The sequence below is a fragment of the Pseudomonadota bacterium genome, assembly GCA_037200975.1.
Classification (GTDB): Bacteria; Pseudomonadota; Gammaproteobacteria; order Steroidobacterales; family Steroidobacteraceae; genus CADEED01.
Genome location: JBBCGI010000001.1, coordinates 1,025,352 through 1,041,749, shown reverse-complemented (window position 1 = coordinate 1,041,749; position 16,398 = coordinate 1,025,352). Strand labels below are relative to the sequence as shown.

The window sequence follows — 16,398 nt, the reverse complement described above, 5'->3', positions numbered from 1 at the left end:
TCAGCGCCACTTCAATCCGCAGTTGCGTGTTGAATTGTTTTGGCCGGTTCTTTCCTGACCGGAATGCCGACGATCCCGAGCCGGTCACCGGCAACCAAACCATTCGCGTGGCAGAACGCGGCCGCAGTGGATTTATCCCCGCCGTCGATCTTCACCTTCCGGATTTCTATGCTTCCGCCCTGCGCGGCCACCTGGATGCTGCTATCGCCGATCGCAATGATCTCGCCGGGTTTCCCGCCGACATCGGCGAAGCGCCGCGCGACATGCCGCTGCGAATCGAGGATGCGGACTCTCATGCCGTGCGCGGTGGTCCATGCGCCCGGTGAAGGATTGCAACCGCGGATGAGGTTGTAGATAGCAGCGGTCGGCGCGTGCCAGTTGATCTGCGCTTCCGCGTCCTTGCACCAGCCTTCGTAGCTGGCGAGCGCCTCATCCTGCGCAATCTCGGTGTGTTTGCCGGCTACGACCAGATCCGCCGCCTCGAGCATCGCGGCGATTCCCTGGGGAAACAGGCGATCGAAGTACACGCTGCCCAGCGTGTCGTCGGCCCCGATCTCCACGATTTTCTGCAGGATGACGGGTCCCTCGTCCAGTCCGTCGGTCGGACGGAAAATGGTGAGCCCGGTGTGCGTCTTGCCCTGGATCAACGGCCAGTTGATGGAGCTCGGGCCACGATGCGCCGGCAATAACGACGGGTGATACTGGATCGTGCCGTGACGCGGGATGTTCACGAAGGACTGCGGAGCGAACTGCAGCACATAAGCCATGACCGCGATGTCCGCGTCCAGACTGCGCAGTGCATGTTCTGCGTCCAGGTTCTTCAGCGAGGGGAACTGGAACACGGGCAAGCCGAGTGCCTGCGCCGCCTGCCGCAATGGATCGGCCCTGGCGCCGGCTTTCTCCGGCGCGCAGAACACCCCGACGATCTGATCGCCGCGTGCGGCAAACGCTTCGAGCACGCTCTTGCCGAATGCCTGTTGTCCAATGATCGCGATACGCATGGGTTGTCCTGGTCAGCGTCCGGTGTTGATCCAGACAACTTTGGGTTCGGTGAAATTGTCGATGGCGGCATCGCCGTGTTCGCGCCCGTAGCCGGAATCCCGCGCGCCTCCCCACGGCAGCCGCACGTCGGTGGGCCCATAGGTGTTCGCCCAGACGGTGCCGGCCTTGAGGCGCCGCACGAAGCGATGGATCCGCGTGACGTCCTTGCTCCACACGCCGGCCGCGAGGCCGTAGTTAGTCCCGTTGGCGAGACGGATCGCCTGGTCGTCGTCGTCGAAGCGGATGACGGCGGCGACCGGCCCGAAGATCTCTTCCTGCGAGATGCGCATGTCGTGTTCCACGCCGGCGAACACCGTGGGGCTGACGAAATAACCCTTGTCGCCGTGGCGCGCGCCGCCGGTCGCGATTTGCGCGCCTTCACGTTTGCCGACTTCGATGTAGTCGAGCACGCGCGTCATCTGCGTCTGCGACACGAGCGGACCCATCGACGTGGCCGCATCGCGCGGATCGCCGACGCGCACGGCCTTGGCCCGTGCCACCAGCCGCTCGACGACTTCGTCGTACACGTCCTTGTGCGCAAGGATGCGCGAGCCGGCCGAGCACACCTGGCCCGTGTTGAAGAAGATCCCGGCACCCGCTGCCTTCACGGCCGCGTCGAGATCGGCGTCGGGCAGGATGATGTTCGCGGACTTGCCACCGAGCTCGAGCGTCACGCGCTTCAGGTTGCCGGCCGCGCCGCGCAGGATCTGGCGCCCAACTACCGGCGAGCCGGTGAAGGTGATCTTGTCGACGTCGGGATGCTCGACGAGCGCCGCGCCCGCGGTTTTGCCGAATCCCGGGACCACATTCAACACGCCGGGCGGAAATCCCGCCGCCAGCGCGAGCTCGCCGATCTTGAGCGCGGTCAGTGAAGTGAGCTCGGCGGGCTTGAGCACCACCGTGCAGCCGCAGGCCAGTGCCGGTGCGATCTTCCACATTCCGATCATCAGCGGGAAATTCCAGGGAATGATCGCGCCGACGACGCCGAGCGGCTCGCGCACGGTGTACGTGAGCGCGTCCGGGCGCGCAGGCACCACCTGGCCGTTGATCTTGTCGGCCCAGCCGGCGTAGTACGCGATCGTGTCGAGCACCGCGGGCAGGTCCTGGCGTTTCACTGCGGAAACCGGTTTTCCGGAGTCGAGACTCTCGAGCTCCGCCAGCGAATCCTGGTTCTGGCGAATGAGTTCCGCGAGCTTGAGCAGCAGGTGCCCGCGATCCGCGGCGCGCATCTCGCTCCACGGGCCTTCGAATGCGGCGCGCGCGGCCTTCACGGCAGCGTCGACATCGGCCGCGTCGGCCTCGGCGACCTGGGTGATGACCTGCTCGTTGGCCGGATCCACCGTATCGAAGTAACGGCCCGATTGCGCGGGCAGCCAGCGTCCGCCGATGAGCAGATCCTGTCGGATGTCGGACGGTCGGGCGGCCATGAATCACTCCAGATATGCACCGCAGGACATATGTCTGCGGCGCGGATTGGTGAACGCGATTGCAGTGACAGGCTAGACGCGAAGGCGCGCTGTTAGGAATATGAGGCGCGTTGCCACTGCTACGTACCGCAGCTATGAACGGCGGTGCACGAAAGGCCGGACCAAGACCGGCAGCCGAGTTCATATCTGGAGACCCGCGTGATTCGAATCGAGATCGACCCTGTCTGGCGCTTTCGCCGCGAGGACAACGGGCAGTCGATGCTGGTGATGCTGGAATTCCTCAAGGAAATCCGCGCCAGCGGCAAGATCACGCGGGCGGCCAGCCATGCGCAGATCTCGTATCGCCACAGCTGGAATCTCATCGAGAAGTGGGCGACGTTCTTCGGCGCGCCTCTGGTGGAACGCGAGCAAGGACGCGGCACGCGTCTCACGCCCCTCGGCGAGAAGCTGGTGTGGGCGGGGCAGCGGCTGCAGGCGCGGCTGCGGCCGCAGTTGCAGAACCTCGCTCAGGAGCTCGAGACCGAGATCAACGACACCTTGCCCCAGCGCACCAAGATCCTGCGCGTACATGCGAGCCATGGCTTCGCGGTGTCCGTGCTGCGCGATCTCATCGGCCGCGATCCGCGCATCGGCGTCGACCTGCGTTACGTGACCAACCAGAATTCACTGGTGTCGCTGGCGCATGCGGGTTGCGAGCTGGCGGGCGTCCATCTACCCCAGGGCGCGTTGCGCAAGAAAGTCATCTCCGCGGTGCGGCCGTGGCTCAACGCCACGGAGCATCGTGCGATCGGTTTCGTCACGCGCGAGATGGGCCTGATGGTGAAGCGCGACAATCCGCTGCGTATCACGTCGCTCGAGAAGCTGCTCCAGCCCGGCGTGCGCTTCGTCAATCGTGATCCGGATTCCGGCACGCGCCTGTTGTTCGACCAACTACTGCAGCAGCAGCGCCTGGACGGTACCCGTCTCGACGGCTACGAACGAGTGGAGTTCACACACGCGGCGGTGGCGGCCTACGTGGCCAGCGGCATGGCCGACGTCTGTTTCGGCGTGGAAGCCGCGGCGCGTCAGTTCGAGCTCGACTTCGTGCGGCTCGCGACGGAGGACTACTTCTTCGTCTGCCGCAAGCAGATCCTCGAGAATGAAGCCGTGCAGAAGGTGCTGGCCATCATGCGCGGCGAGGAGTTCCACGACGCCATCGAAAAATTGCCGGGGTATGCCACGCGCGATCCGGGACGTGTGAAGGGAATTCAGGAAGCGCTGCGCGGTTAGCGCAGGCCGGCGAGATAGTCGCGCCAGAAGCCGGCCGCGGCCGATTCGAGAGACGGGCCGTACTTCGCGCCATCCGCGCGCAGCTGCGGGATGGAAACCCGCGCCGCCCCGAGCTCGCAGCTGTGCCCGATGTACCAGCGCTCGAGTTGCGCGACGCGCACTTCGGGATGGAATTGCAGCGCGAGCACGTGATCTGAAAATGAAAACGCCTGGTTCTCATACTGCGCGCTTCGAGCAAGGTGCGTGGCGCCGGCGGGCAAGGAAAAGGTGTCGCCGTGCCAGTGCAGTACGCGCAGCTCCGGGGCCAACAGCGCGCCGAGTTTTTGCGATGCCGCAGGCTGCGTGACGGGTTCGAGCGAGGACCAACCGATCTCTTTCCCGTTCGTGCCCGGGCGAACCTCACCACCGAGCGCCGCAGCGATGAGCTGGGCACCGAGGCAAATTCCCAACGTCGCCCCGCCGGCATGAATGCGCTGGCGAATCAGCCCGGTTTCGTCGGCGAGCCAGGGGTACGCGTCCGTCTCGTAGACGCCGATCGGGCCACCGAGGACGATCAGCAGTTCTGCGGTCGACAAGTGACCATCGAAGGAATCCACGCCGGCCTGTAGATAGTCGATCTGAAAACCCGCCTGCGTGAGCGCGGGCGCCAGCGTGCCCAGATCCTCGAAGGCGAGATGTTGTATGACTGCCGCGCGTTTCATTTTGACGATCGATTGGCAGACCAGATGCCCTTGAGCGAAACAAAGGCGAGGCCGTTGTTGGCGTTCATGGGAATGACGAGCTGATTGAAGCTGGGGTCGTAACACATGGAGGCGGCACTCGGGATGTTCTCGGCGATCAGCCTGGCGCGTGCACCCGGTGCAATCATCGAGATGCCGCCCAGTCTCACGCTCGATATGAATTTGACGCCGTCGGGCATGATCACGAGTCCGTCATTGCCGGATTGCGCGGCCTGTTCCGTCCGGATGACCCGTCCATCCGGCGCGAAGGTGATCACGTCGGTGTTGCCGATATTGACCACGACGATATTGCCGTCGCGGTCCACCTCGATTCCGTTGGGAAGGTTGAGTGGCGCGCCTTGCACGAACACAGATGCCTCACCGTTCGGCGCCACCTTCCATATGGCCCAGGATTTTGAATCGTCGGGGTTGCCGCTGTTGGTGGCATAGACGGTGCCATCTGCTGCGACGCCGATGTCGTTCAGCCAGGGCGATCCTGGTACTGGCATCGACTGGAGCGGACGTCCTGTTGCCAGATCGAACGTGCGCAGCACCGCGACACTGGGAATGTTCTGGCCGGGATGGGCGGGGTCTGGCGTGCCACCATCGCGATCGGCGAGGTACAGCACGCCCTTGTGAAGGAAGCTGCCAAACGGCTCGTTGAGCACCAGCGGCGGCGTCATGTTGTCGCGCTCCGCGCCAGAGTTCTGGATACCTATCCAGCGCGGCGTATTCACGCTGCCATCATGATTGATGAACGCGATCCAGGCGTCGTTCGCGCGCACTGACTGGCCCACGCCGCGTGACGCCGCGACGATCACGCCGCGGCCAGGGTCATAGACACAGCTCTCGACGGAGTAGAGCGCGCCAAACATGCGCACGTTGCTGGTAGCTGGCGCAAACGTGCTCGGCGGCGTCGTGCCATCCGTCGCCGGTGCGGCAGGCGCTACCGGCAGACCCAGACCGATGTTGCCCGTGTGGTAGTCGCGCGGGTGGGGTTGTTGCTGGGCAAAGACTTCGCCGGCAAAGGCGAACGCGGCGATGACTCCGACCTGCACGGTTCGCCACGACAAATTGATACCCGTTCGCATGACTGACTCCTGTGGAACCCCGTATTCGCGAGGTGATGATGCCAGTACCATCCAGGCATCGCACAAGCACGAGAGACGCCATGTCGAGTCGTACACTTCTCGTAGCCTTGCTAGCCGTGTTTCCGGCTTTTTCTCTCGCCGACGTATCGGTTCCCAATACACCGCCTGGCCGTGCGTTCAACGCATGGCTTGAGGCCTTCAACAGTGGCGACCGCGCGCGTCTCGAGTCCTTCACCAGGGCGTATATGCCTCGGAAGAATCCGGACGACTACCTCGGATGGAGAGAGGAGGTCGGCGGCTATGAGCTGCTCGAAATCTATTCGAGCGACAAAACAAATGTCTTCTTCCACGTGAAGGCGAGAGCCAACGCCGTCGAAGAAATCGGCAGGGTGACGGTCGATGCGGCCGATCCCCATTCAGTCGTTGCGCTGGGGTCATGGCGCATCCCGCCAGGCGCAAAGGTCGAGGTGACCATTCTCGACGGGGCAGCGCGCTCCAAACTGGTCGAACGCGTGGCCGAGTCATTCGATAGTTCCTACGTCTATCCGGACATTGGAAAGAAGATGGCTGCGGCAGTTCGAAAGGGCAACGCACGCGGCGATTTTCGCGCGGTGATCTATGGCGAAGACCTGGCAAGAAAACTTACCGAGAACTTGCAGGGCGTCAGCAGAGACAAACACGTTGAGGTTCGCTTCAGCTATTTCGTCAGACCCGAGGAGTCGCCAGCAATGCGCTCCGAAAGGGAGGCGCAGTGGCTTGCTTCGATGAACTGCGGATTCGAGAAGGTGGAGCACCTGCCGCCGAACATTGGCTACGTGAAGTTGAACATGTTCGCCGATACGAAGGTCTGTGCGCCGACGGCGAGCGCGGCCATGAATTTCGTGGCCGATAGCGACGCCCTCATCGTCGACTTGCGTGACAACCGCGGCGGAGGCGGTGGGATGGTCGAGTATATCGCCAGCTATCTATTCGCCGGACGCACGCATCTGGACGACTTGTTCAGTCGCACGGAGAGCGCCACCAAGGAGATGTGGACGTCGTCCGACGTGCCGGGCAGAAAATTCGTTGCCAAGCCCGTGTTCGTGCTCACATCGAAGCAGACCTTCTCGGCCGCGGAGTATCTTGCGAACGTTCTCAGAAACCTGAAGCGGGCTACGTTGGTCGGAGAGACAACCCTTGGTGGAGCTCATACCGTGGAATCTGTTGGCATCGACGATCACTTCATGATGAGGGTGCCGAGCGGACGCCCCATCACCAGGACCGACTGGGAGGGCGCCGGGGTCGAGCCGGATGTGAAGGCGGATGCAAACCAGGCGCTCGATGTTGCCGTGAAGCTCGCGACGGAGAAGATCGATGCCATGCGAGCGCTAGCCGCCTCCCAGGAGATTCGATGACCTGTGGCGCGATGAACCGAAGCGAACGTGGAACATTGCGAGCAGATGATGAGATCGACGGACGTTGGCCGTCCGATCGTGTCGCTGTCGTAGTCGGTGTGACGATTCCGGAGTCCCGTTGAGAGTCTTCGATTTCAATTCGGCGCTCGTGCGCATGCCCGGAAGAAGCGTCGTCAACGGCCTGCGCGCCCACGCGGGACCGGCGCCGGTTTTCGAAGCGGTCGTCGTCGAGCACCAAGCGTACGTCGCCGCGTTGGAGTCGGCCGGCGTCCAGGTGACCACGCTCGCGCCGCTGGAGGAGTTTCCGGATTCGATCTTCGTCGAGGATCCCGCGCTGGTCTTTCCGCAAGTGGCGATATTGCTGCGACCCGGGGCACCCACCCGGATGGCTGAAGCAAACGAGCTTGCATCGGAACTACACGCACGATTCCCGACCGTGCTGAAACTGGATGCGGGATTTGCCGACGGCGGGGACATTCTCGTGACGCCGCGCCGCGTCTTCATCGGTCTGTCCGCCCGCACCGACCGGACCGGCGCCGCCGCGCTGAAACTCCTGCTGAATGCCATCGATCTCAAGGGCGAGGTTGTCGATGTTCCACCTGGAACCCTGCACCTCAAGACCGATTGCGCCTTGGTGGACGAGGAAACGATCCTTGCTACCCAGGAGCTGGCGGACTCCGGGTTGTTAGCAGGTTTCCGCGTGCTGGTGGCGCCCGCGGAGGAGCGTCACGCGTGCAACGCGCTGCGGATCAATGACACCGTATTCGTCAGGGCTGGATGCCCGCGCATCTTCGAGATGCTCGCGCAGCATGGCCTGAACGTCGTGGCCCTGCCGGTTACCGAAGTCGCGAAGATCGATGCAGGTCTTTCATGCATGTCGCTGCGCTGGTTCGATCGTCAATCGATCTGATCGCGCCGCGAGCTTATTTTTTCCGATCGTTCCCGCGCCACTCGCGTGGCTGGTTTCGCTCGGTCGGCTGCTGACGGGGCTGGGCGGGCTGCTGCCGCTCCTGCCGCTCGGGCGGACGTTCCACGCGCGGGCGTTCGACTTCGCGCGTGCGCTGTTCGACAGGCGGTCTTTCGACGGGCTGCCTTTCGACGCGTCTTTCCGTTTGACGCGTCTCCGCCTGGCGCGCGGCGCGTGCAATCTCCTGGCTTTGCCGCTGCTGGTCGCGCTGTTGCTCGTACTGCTGGCGTCGCTGCAGATCGGCCTGGCCGCGCTCCTGCGGTTCAGGGCGCTGGCGCTGCTCCTGCGTGCGCTGCGGCCAATCGCGTGGGGGCGTCGTCTGCGGTGCGGGCCGTGACACTGCCACGGGCGGCTGATCCTGCTGCGGCTGCCGATCCGCGCGCGTTTGCGTGGCCGGCTGCGTGTTGGGCTGCGATCGAGCGGGTCGATCGCTGCGCCACGCACGGGTATCGCGCGTGTTGCGATCGTCGAAAACCCGTCCGCGATCGGAACCATTTTCCTGATTGATTTCCCGTGCGCGCTGCTCCCGAACGGGCTGCTCGCGCGGCACATTGTTAGTGCCATCGCCGCGCGTGAAACGCGCGGAGGCCGGCGGCGGGGCGCGCTTCACGACCACCTGCCGGTTTTCGACGTTGCGCGGCGGCACGCGTCCATTCATGCGGGTTCCCACGGCGGCGCCCAGGCGGCTCTCGCGCCCCGGCGCGATCTGCGGCGCCAGCGCGGTGGCCGGCGTGCGGCTGATCTCGCGTTCGTCGATGCGTATGCGGTGATTGCCCACGCGCTCCGCCGAGGTGAACGTCGCGCGCGGCACGGCCGTCACCGCGCCCGGCACTGCGCGGTTGCGATACGTCATGTTCCGCTCGCGGTTGTCGTACACGTTGGTCACGTACGTCCGGTTGACGATCACCGTGTTGTGCACGTTCACGCGCTCGACATACCGGTGACTGAAGCGGCGTCCCGGCACATACACTTCGCGCGGCCCGAGCGGGAACCAACCGATCCGGTTGCCGATGGCGACCGACACGCCGACGCCGGGCGAACCGACCCAGCCGACCAGCGCCGGTGCGTACACCGCGCGCACGTGGCGCGGCCCGGGTACCCAGCACCACCGCTCACGTACATGCGCCCATCTACCGTAGTGGAACGGCGCGTAGCCCCAGGGCATGTCATCGATCCAGGTCCAGCCCCAGGGTGCGACCCACACCCAGCGGCCATCGCGATACGGCGACCAGCCCACGGACACACGCGAGGGCGTCCACACGTAACCGTACTCGGGTTCCGAAGCCCAGGTGCCGTTGTCGTCGAGATCCTGGTAACCCGTGACGTCGGGCGCGACGTAACGTGCCGTCTCCGACGTCGCCGCGCGTTCGTCGCGCCGGTCGCGTTCGAGGCTCCACGAATCGAATTCGTCCGGCGCACCCAGTGTTCCCAACTGCGCAACCAGATCCTCGTCGCCGCGGAACGTGGCGGCCTGTTGGGCATGCACGACCGTGCTGTGCGACCCGGCGCTGGCTTCGGCGGTACCTTCACTGACCTTGACCACCGTGGTATCGCCCGCGTCGTTCACTTCGACGCGATATCGGCCCGGGCGCAGGATCGACAGCGCGATGTTCGGCGTGTCGACTTCGATCTGCTCGTTGCCTTCGAGCGCGTGCACGTTCACGTCGATGACGCCCGCGGTCATGCGCATCTGGATGGTGTCATCGTCGACGTTGAGGAAGGAGAAACCGGTGTTGCTGCCGAGCCGGACCGCGGCCTGGCCGACATAGATTTCGGCGCGCGCGCCTTCATCGAGCCACAGTTTGTCGCCGGTCGTGAGCGGGCGGTTGACGATGGCATCCGCCCATTCGTCCTCGCCGGCAGGCTGCAGCGATACTTCGCCCTGCAGGTAACTGAGCCGGGCGGCGCGGTCCGGCGGGTCGGACTCGTATGCCTGGTCATCCTGCGCATGGGCTGCGCCGAACGCGAGGCTCAACGACAGCAGCGCGAGGGCGCGAAGTGGGTTTTTAGACATGGTCTGCATGGTGAACCGTGGTCTGTTAACCAAGCCTGAATGAAAAACGCTCCGCTGCGCGATTCGTTGAATTCGTTCGGGTATTCCCGCTCCTTTTCGTTCAATGGCTCCCGGTGAACGATTACGCCGGGTCGGTGCTCCCGCCGACAGCCTGCATCACGCGCGTTCGGCGGGTCGTCTTGCGGGTCGTGGTTGAGCCTCATAGGCTAACGCCATGAAACATCCTCTCCTGCTTTCATTCACATTCCTGCTCGTCGCCACCGGCGCTGTTGCGGAAGTTCCTTCGCGCGTCACCCCGATGACGCCGGACGTCGTCGATAAATATGAGTCGACGCTGGCCTCGGCGGACTTCATCCGCCGCGACGCGATGGTGCCGATGCGTGATGGCACCAAGCTCTACACCACGGTCGTGATGAAGAAGGGCACGAGCAACGGGCCCATCCTGCTGTCGCGCACTCCGTACGATGCCTACCACTCGGTACATCGCGTCGCGAGTCAGCGGCTGGTCGACATCGTCGAGATCATGGACGCCGAATTCGTGGAAGACGGCTATATCCGCGTCTACCAGGACATTCGCGGACTGCATCGTTCCGAAGGCGCGTATGTGCTGAACCGCCCATTGGCCGGACCACTCAACGACACCGGCATCGACGAATCGACCGATGCCTACGACACCATCGACTGGCTGGTGAAGAACACACCCGAGTCGAATGGCAACGTCGGGGTCATCGGCTCGTCCTATCTAGGCTTCACGACGCTGATGGCGGAGATCAATCCGCATCCGGCGCTCAAGGCCGCGGTGCCGCAGAGCCCGATGGTCGACGGCTGGATGGGGGATGACTGGTTTCACAACGGTGCCTTCCGCGTGAGCTCGCTGGATTTCGCGGTCGGGCAGGGGACCAACAAGGCGCAGGGCGGCGGCGACTTTGCGCTCGGCGCGGGCGACGATTACACGCGCTACCTCGAAGCCGGCTCCATGGCGGATTTCGCGGCGATGCTGGGCATCACTCACTACCCGGGCGTCCGCAAGTTTCTCGAGAACCCCGCGTACACCGAGTTCTGGTCGCTGCAGGCGGTGGACAAGTGGCTCGCTGCGCAGCCTCTCAAGGTGCCGACGATGCTCGAGGTGGGCCAATGGGACCAGGAAGACAGTTACGGCGCGCCCGCGGTTTATCGCGCCATGGAACCCAAGGACAAGAACAACGACATGGTCTCGCTGGTCATCGGGCCGTGGCGGCACTCGGGCGCCAATCATTATGGCTACGATCTCGGCGACCTGATTTTCACCGGCGACACGGCGCGCGAGTGGCGCGTGGAATACGTGAAGCCGTTCTTCGATCACTGGCTGAAAGGCGGGCCGGATCCGAAGACGCCGCCGGTGCTGACGTATGCGACCGGCATCAACAAGTGGCAGACCTCGCCGCGCTGGCCCATGGGTACCGCGCGGCCTATCTACCTGTCGGCGAACGGCGCCGCAAGCTTCGAGCGGCCGAAAGCCGCCGGCCGTGAAGAGTATGTCAGCGACCCCGCGAAGCCGGTGCCGTTCCTGCCGCGGCCGATCAACATGGGCGACGCGGCGCAATGGAAGCCATGGCTGGTGAAGGACCAGCGCTTCGTGTCCGAACGGCCGGACGTCGCCTCTTTCCGCAGCACGCCGCTCGAGAAGCCGGTTCACATCATGGGCGCGCCGCAGGTCGAGCTGTTTGCGTCGACCACGGGCAGCGACAGCGACTGGGTCGTGAAGCTGATCGACGTCTATCCGAACGACGTGCCGGAAGGCGCTTCGCAGGGTGGCAAGCCAGGTATGGCGGGTTACGAGCTGCCGATCGGCATCGAGATTTTCCGCGGCCGTTATTTGCAGAGCTTCGCGAAGCCGTCGGCGCTCAAGCCCGGCAAGGTAGAGACTTATCGTTGGACATTGCCCGACGTGAACCATGTGTTCCTGCCGGGCCACCGGATCATGGTGCAGGTCCAGTCGACGCTGTTCCCGCTCTACGACCGCAATCCGCAGACCTACGTCGAAAACATCATGTTCGCCAAACCCGCCGACTACCGGAAAGCGACGCAGAGCATCTGGCACGGCGGCGCCACGGCGAGCGCAGTGATCCTGCCCGTGGTGCCCTGATCCTGCTCTACGCGGGCTGCGGTGGCGCCGCCGCCCTGCGCAATCCATGCACGGCGTAGATCAGCAACGCAATCCAGATCAGGATGAAACCGAACGCACGCGCAGAGCCGAACGGTTCCCGGAAAACCAGCAGGCCGCAGACGAACTGCAGGCTCGGGCCGATGAACTGGATCACGCCCATCGTGGAGAACGGAATCCGCCGCGCGCCGTACGCAAACAGGAACAGTGGCACCGACGTGATGACTCCGCTCAGCAACAGCAGGACGGTGATGCTGGGGTTCGAATGCCCGAGGACTCCCGTTCCCTGCGCCTCGCACCAGATCAGGTATCCGGCGGCGAACGGCATGAGCAGCACGGTTTCGACCGCGAGCCCGGGCAACGCGTCGATGCTCACTGTCTTGCGGATCAAGCCGTACAGCGAAAAGGAGATCGCGACCGTGAGCGCCACCCACGGCGCGTGGCCGGCGATGATGGAAAGATACAGAACTCCCGCGGTGGCGAACCCCACAGCCGTCCACTGAGTTCTATCCAGCCGTTCCGACAACACGACGATGCCGAGCAGCACGTTGAGCAACGGGCCGATGTAGTACCCGAGGCTTACGTCGAGCACGCGGTCGTGGTTCACCGCCCAGGCGAAAGCGAGCCAGTTGGCGGCGATGAAGAACGCGCTGGCCGCGAGGCGGATCAGGACGCCCGGGCGCGTCATCGCTGCGCGCAATTTCGGCATCTCTCCCGTGGCCACGAGCCACGCGAGTACGAAAACGCAGGACCAGGCGATGCGATGCGCGGTGATCTGCATGGCCGACACGCTCGTGAGGCCCAGCAGGTAGATGGGAAAGAATCCCCAGATGACGAACGCGGCGATCGCGGCCGTGAGGCCGTTTCCGGCAGTCGTTCCGGTCGAGCGGGTGGGTGTTGTCGAGGCGATCGCCATGATGGCGCATTGTGCCGGCGCCCGGCTGGAATTGCGCCTACCGGAAGAGGGAGCTTCGGCCAGGCTAGGTGGCTGCGAGCGGCTCCTGTCTGGCACGCAACATCGTCCAGGACGCCGCCGCGAACACCAGCCCATTGGCCACGATCACGGGCATCGCGCCGATCATCACGCCGTAGACGATCCACAGGGTTGCGCCGGACATCTGCGCAATGCGCAGCAACGCGGGCTTCCTGAAAAAGTACGACGAGACGAACATCGCCGTCGCCACCCAGCCGAGCGCGTCGTTCATGCCATCACCGGCATGGAGCCGACGGTGCCGATGAACGACTCGCGAATCAGCACGCGGTCGGTGCGCGCTTTCTCCCATTCGTCGAGCACCAGGCCTTCCGCTTCGAGCAAGGTGCGAATCTCCGAAGCGCGTAATCCCAGCACCTGATCGAGCACCGGCACCAGCACGCTGCTCGCGCTGTCGCTGAGGACCGTGCTTCTGGCGATGCGCGCCAGCTGCCGATTCTCCGAGACCGCGATCGTGAACCCGTCGCCGTTGTTCACGTGCAGCATCACGTGGATGTCCGAGCTGCCATCGCCGACGTAGATGACGCGATCGGAAGTGATGCCGAGGCGTTGCCCGAGTTCATCGATGACCGCGACCTTGCCGTAGCCGGCCCGCACGCTCGTGATCGCACGAACTTCGCCGGACTGCGGATCGAAATCTAGTTCGGTGCCAAAGATGTTGGCCGGCGGCACGATGCCGGCGAGCGCGGACACCACCACTTCGCGAGGTGCGGCCGAAACCACGTAGAAAGAGAACTGGTGGCCATCGACGCCGCGTGCGAGGAAATCGACGAAGGCCGGCAGCGCGCCCTTGAGCCGCACTCGGCGGCCCGCTTCGATGAGATGTTCGCGGCGGACTCCGCGAAAGGCCGGATCGTGCCGGATCAGATAGGCGAGTTCGCCGCCCTGCTGGACCAGATGGCTGCGTGCGAGGCCTTCGACCTTTTGTTCGAAGTCCGGGACTCCTAACAGCTCACTCAACACGAAACCGGAATCGTTGTGGCTCAATGTCTGGTCGAAATCCGACGCCAGCATGAAATGCCTGGGCTGTTTGGTCTTCACTGAAATTTCTCCGCTGCTGCCCTCGTCTCCGTCGCCAACATTCTTTATGCGGCCGACACTAGCAGACCCCGCCCGACAAACTAGTGAAAAGGGTCACGCTCGACCCTGAGAAAATCGGCAGTACGCATGAAAAGAAGTGAGGCATGAGGCAGCCGGCGGCTCACTGCGAACTTTGCGCGCGCCTCGCGATCGAGAATTCCGCAGGTGGCGTGATTTCGTGCGCCTGCGCGAAATTGCCCATGTTGATGGCCACGCTCACCAAGCCGCTCGAATCGATGTACAGCAACGGCTTCCCTTCGGGCACGTCGCCGAAGGTGGTGACGAACGGCAGCAAGAATTGCTGGCCGGAAACCTCGATCTTCACCGTGTCGCCAGTGGCATACCCGAGCTCGCGCAGCTTCTCCGGCTTGATGTCCGTGATCAGATTGCCGTACGGCCCGTCGAGGCCGATGACGTGGCCGGTGATTCCCCGGTCATCCAGGACCGGCGCCGCAATTGAAAGTCGCGTGAGCTTCGCCAGCACCGGGCCGACCTTCGTCCAGTCATCGCCCCGCGCGAGGTGTCCGGCCACCGGCGAGAAGACATCGCGGCCGTGAAATGTCGCCGAGTGCGGCCCGGGCAACATCCACGCCGCGTTGGTGATTTCGCGCGCGGCCTCGATGCCGTCCCGATCCTCGATGGGAGTGAGCAAGCCATTGTCCGGCACGACGAAATATTGACCGCGTTTTGTTTTCGCGATGATGGTACGGCGCTGGGTGCCGACGCCCGGGTCGACGACGCCGACGAAGATGGTGTTCGCGGGATAGTAGAGCGAGGTGCGCGCGAGAAAACGCGCGCCGTCCGCGATCGAATACGGCCGCACCTGGTGGGTGAGATCGACGATGCGCGCGGCGGGCGCGAGGCCCAGCATCACGCCCTTGCAGATCGCGACCGCGTCATCGAGCGTGCCGAAATCCGTCATGAACACGATAACTGGCGCGGGCGCGTTCGCCGCCTGTTGCGCCGCCGGGGCGGCTGAAAGCGACACCGCCCAGCCGGCGATGGCGATGAAAACGGGTCGAAACGGATTCATGAGACTCCCGGTGGTTTCTGCGACCCCTCGTGGACTTCATAACAAATGTCCGTGCAACACACCAGAAGGGCCGGCGGACGGCTCCGGTTGCTGTACGCAACGGCTGACGTACCTGTCGGCCGGGAAAATCGGTTGTCGCCGGGTTGTAACTCGCGCCGGGGGTCGGGAAAAAGTTTTCCGCGTTTGCCGGGAAGTGGCGCGCCCTTCGTCTCGAAGATGCGACATCGCGGCGCGGCAACAGCCTAACTAGGCGCCCGGACGCGCCGTCGGCCGTACCGGGACGCCTGCTGGCTTGGCTCTTGCAGTTGTTACCAGGTCACAACCACTCCATCAGGTAAGTTCCGATGAGCAGAATCTGCAAACCGAATACCCGGTCGTTCGAATACGCGCGGCTCGCCTGCGTCGTCTCCTTGTTAGGCGTGACGCTCGCGGGTTGCGGCGGCGGCTCATCGGACAGCCCACCGCCGCCGGCTTCTCCCGAACCGCCTCCGGCGGTTCCCGGGCCGCCGCCGCCGCAACCCTCCGATCCGCCGGCCTTGCCGCCGCAGTCCGCCACCGCGATCAATCTCAATGACAACCACACCGTCGGCGCGGCGCATTGGGAAGACGGCAACAGCGGCGATGGCGGGCAGGGCCAGGCCGTCGCGGGCCTGAACTGCGAGCCGACGATGGACGAGACCTATCATGTGCACACACACGTCTCGATTTTCCTGAACGGCGAGGCGCTCGCGGTACCGGGCGAAATCGGCATCGTCGAGACCAGCGCCACGGCACACTGCTACTACAACATCCACACCCACGATCGGTCCGGAAAAATCCACGTCGAAGCGCCGGCGCCCGCGCTGTTCACGCTGGGCCAGCTGTTCTCCATCTGGGGCCAGCCGCTCGAGACGGCGAACATCGCCGGGATCACCGGCATGCCCATCGTCGTGTACGTCACCGACGCCGGTGTCGTGACGAAGGAGACTGGCGACTGGCACAACATCGAGTTGAAGTCGCATCGCGAAGTGACGATCCAGATCGGTACGGCGATCACGGAGATTCCGAACTTCACGTGGAGCGCCAACTGACGGTGATCGCGCCCGGAGAGAGCGCAACGCTCCGGGCGCGATCACTCCTTTCGTCTTCGTCGCGCAGCCGATAGCCCTCTTACGTCGCCACGCGGCTACAGGGTCCGCCCGCGCATTTTTTCCCTTGCTTGCCCGGCGCCGCCGGGCGCGGTGCGCGCA

Annotated in this window: 14 protein-coding genes; 5 read left to right on the top strand and 9 right to left on the bottom strand. The window is 64.3% G+C overall.

All coding sequences use genetic code 11. The annotated features are described in order from the left end of the window. Nucleotides 1–11: 11 nt before the first annotated feature. Both WDO72_04650 and WDO72_04645 read right to left on the bottom strand, forming a co-directional pair. A complete protein-coding gene (locus tag WDO72_04650) occupies nt 12–1,001 on the bottom strand; it encodes a methionyl-tRNA formyltransferase (protein MEJ0084944.1) in 990 nt (329 codons plus the stop codon). Between the two features lie 12 nt (nt 1,002–1,013). Next, nucleotides 1,014–2,468 (bottom strand): aldehyde dehydrogenase family protein, encoded by a 1,455-nt coding sequence (locus WDO72_04645; GenBank protein ID MEJ0084943.1) that lies wholly within the window; start codon nt 2,466–2,468, stop codon nt 1,014–1,016. A gap of 198 nt (nt 2,469–2,666) precedes the next feature. Here WDO72_04645 and WDO72_04640 point away from each other — a divergent pair, with 198 nt between their 5' ends. After that, nucleotides 2,667–3,737, top strand: a complete 1,071-nt coding sequence (locus WDO72_04640; GenBank protein MEJ0084942.1) for a substrate-binding domain-containing protein — start codon at nt 2,667–2,669, stop codon at nt 3,735–3,737. Here the strand turns inward: WDO72_04640 and WDO72_04635 are convergent. Then, nucleotides 3,734–4,438 (bottom strand): glutamine amidotransferase, encoded by a 705-nt coding sequence (locus WDO72_04635; protein MEJ0084941.1) that lies wholly within the window; start codon nt 4,436–4,438, stop codon nt 3,734–3,736. The two genes, WDO72_04640 and WDO72_04635, sit on opposite strands and share 4 nt — an antisense overlap. After that, nucleotides 4,435–5,643, bottom strand: a complete 1,209-nt coding sequence (locus WDO72_04630) for a gluconolaconase (GenBank protein ID MEJ0084940.1) — start codon at nt 5,641–5,643, stop codon at nt 4,435–4,437. Before WDO72_04630 ends, WDO72_04635 begins: the two co-directional genes overlap by 4 nt. Between WDO72_04630 and WDO72_04625 the strand changes: the two genes are divergently transcribed. Both WDO72_04625 and WDO72_04620 read left to right on the top strand, forming a co-directional pair. Further along, complete coding sequence (locus tag WDO72_04625; GenBank protein MEJ0084939.1) at nt 5,628–6,941, top strand: S41 family peptidase; 1,314 nt, start codon at nt 5,628–5,630, stop codon at nt 6,939–6,941. The genes WDO72_04630 and WDO72_04625 overlap by 16 nt on opposite strands. A gap of 154 nt (nt 6,942–7,095) precedes the next feature. Then, nucleotides 7,096–7,851 carry a dimethylarginine dimethylaminohydrolase gene (locus WDO72_04620; GenBank protein ID MEJ0084938.1) on the top strand — a complete coding sequence of 252 codons (756 nt, stop codon included), beginning with the start codon at nt 7,096–7,098 and terminating at the stop codon, nt 7,849–7,851. Nucleotides 7,852–7,864: 13 nt separating this feature from the next. On the opposite strand, the gene WDO72_04615 is transcribed toward WDO72_04620, so the two are convergent. Next, entirely contained in the window at nt 7,865–9,922 is a 2,058-nt protein-coding gene (locus tag WDO72_04615; protein MEJ0084937.1) for a DUF6600 domain-containing protein, read from the bottom strand. A 214-nt stretch (nt 9,923–10,136) separates the two neighbouring features. On the opposite strand from WDO72_04615, the gene WDO72_04610 reads away from it, so the two are divergent. Then, complete coding sequence (locus WDO72_04610; GenBank protein MEJ0084936.1) at nt 10,137–12,047, top strand: CocE/NonD family hydrolase; 1,911 nt, start codon at nt 10,137–10,139, stop codon at nt 12,045–12,047. Between the two features lie 7 nt (nt 12,048–12,054). On the opposite strand, the gene rarD is transcribed toward WDO72_04610, so the two are convergent. The 4 genes from rarD to WDO72_04590 all read right to left on the bottom strand — a co-directional run bounded on the left by rarD (nt 12,055) and on the right by WDO72_04590 (nt 15,169). Beyond that, on the bottom strand, nt 12,055–12,981 hold the full coding sequence (rarD, locus tag WDO72_04605; GenBank protein ID MEJ0084935.1) for an EamA family transporter RarD: 927 nt from the start codon (nt 12,979–12,981) through the stop codon (nt 12,055–12,057). Between the two features lie 64 nt (nt 12,982–13,045). Next, nucleotides 13,046–13,270, bottom strand: coding sequence for a YgjV family protein (locus WDO72_04600; protein ID MEJ0084934.1), 225 nt, complete (start codon nt 13,268–13,270; stop codon nt 13,046–13,048). Beyond that, nucleotides 13,267–14,097, bottom strand: a complete 831-nt coding sequence (locus WDO72_04595; protein MEJ0084933.1) for an HAD family hydrolase — start codon at nt 14,095–14,097, stop codon at nt 13,267–13,269. The genes WDO72_04600 and WDO72_04595 overlap by 4 nt, the downstream gene beginning before the upstream one ends. A gap of 160 nt (nt 14,098–14,257) precedes the next feature. Then, complete coding sequence (locus tag WDO72_04590; protein MEJ0084932.1) at nt 14,258–15,169, bottom strand: S-adenosyl-l-methionine hydroxide adenosyltransferase family protein; 912 nt, start codon at nt 15,167–15,169, stop codon at nt 14,258–14,260. A gap of 344 nt (nt 15,170–15,513) precedes the next feature. Between WDO72_04590 and WDO72_04585 the strand changes: the two genes are divergently transcribed. Further along, complete coding sequence (locus tag WDO72_04585) at nt 15,514–16,239, top strand: hypothetical protein (protein ID MEJ0084931.1); 726 nt, start codon at nt 15,514–15,516, stop codon at nt 16,237–16,239. Nucleotides 16,240–16,398 lie beyond the last annotated feature (159 nt).

Coding starts and splice junctions, on each gene's coding strand:
- WDO72_04585 (MEJ0084931.1), top strand. CDS start 15,514: ATGAGCAGAATCTGCAAACCGAATACCCGGTCGTTCGAATACGCGCGG.
- WDO72_04625 (MEJ0084939.1), top strand. CDS start 5,628: ATGTCGAGTCGTACACTTCTCGTAGCCTTGCTAGCCGTGTTTCCGGCT.
- WDO72_04635 (MEJ0084941.1), bottom strand. CDS start 4,438: ATGAAACGCGCGGCAGTCATACAACATCTCGCCTTCGAGGATCTGGGC.
- rarD (MEJ0084935.1), bottom strand. CDS start 12,981: ATGGCGATCGCCTCGACAACACCCACCCGCTCGACCGGAACGACTGCC.
- WDO72_04610 (MEJ0084936.1), top strand. CDS start 10,137: ATGAAACATCCTCTCCTGCTTTCATTCACATTCCTGCTCGTCGCCACC.
- WDO72_04600 (MEJ0084934.1), bottom strand. CDS start 13,270: ATGAACGACGCGCTCGGCTGGGTGGCGACGGCGATGTTCGTCTCGTCG.
- WDO72_04650 (MEJ0084944.1), bottom strand. CDS start 1,001: ATGCGTATCGCGATCATTGGACAACAGGCATTCGGCAAGAGCGTGCTC.
- WDO72_04620 (MEJ0084938.1), top strand. CDS start 7,096: ATGCCCGGAAGAAGCGTCGTCAACGGCCTGCGCGCCCACGCGGGACCG.
- WDO72_04590 (MEJ0084932.1), bottom strand. CDS start 15,169: ATGAATCCGTTTCGACCCGTTTTCATCGCCATCGCCGGCTGGGCGGTG.
- WDO72_04645 (MEJ0084943.1), bottom strand. CDS start 2,468: ATGGCCGCCCGACCGTCCGACATCCGACAGGATCTGCTCATCGGCGGA.
- WDO72_04615 (MEJ0084937.1), bottom strand. CDS start 9,922: ATGTCTAAAAACCCACTTCGCGCCCTCGCGCTGCTGTCGTTGAGCCTC.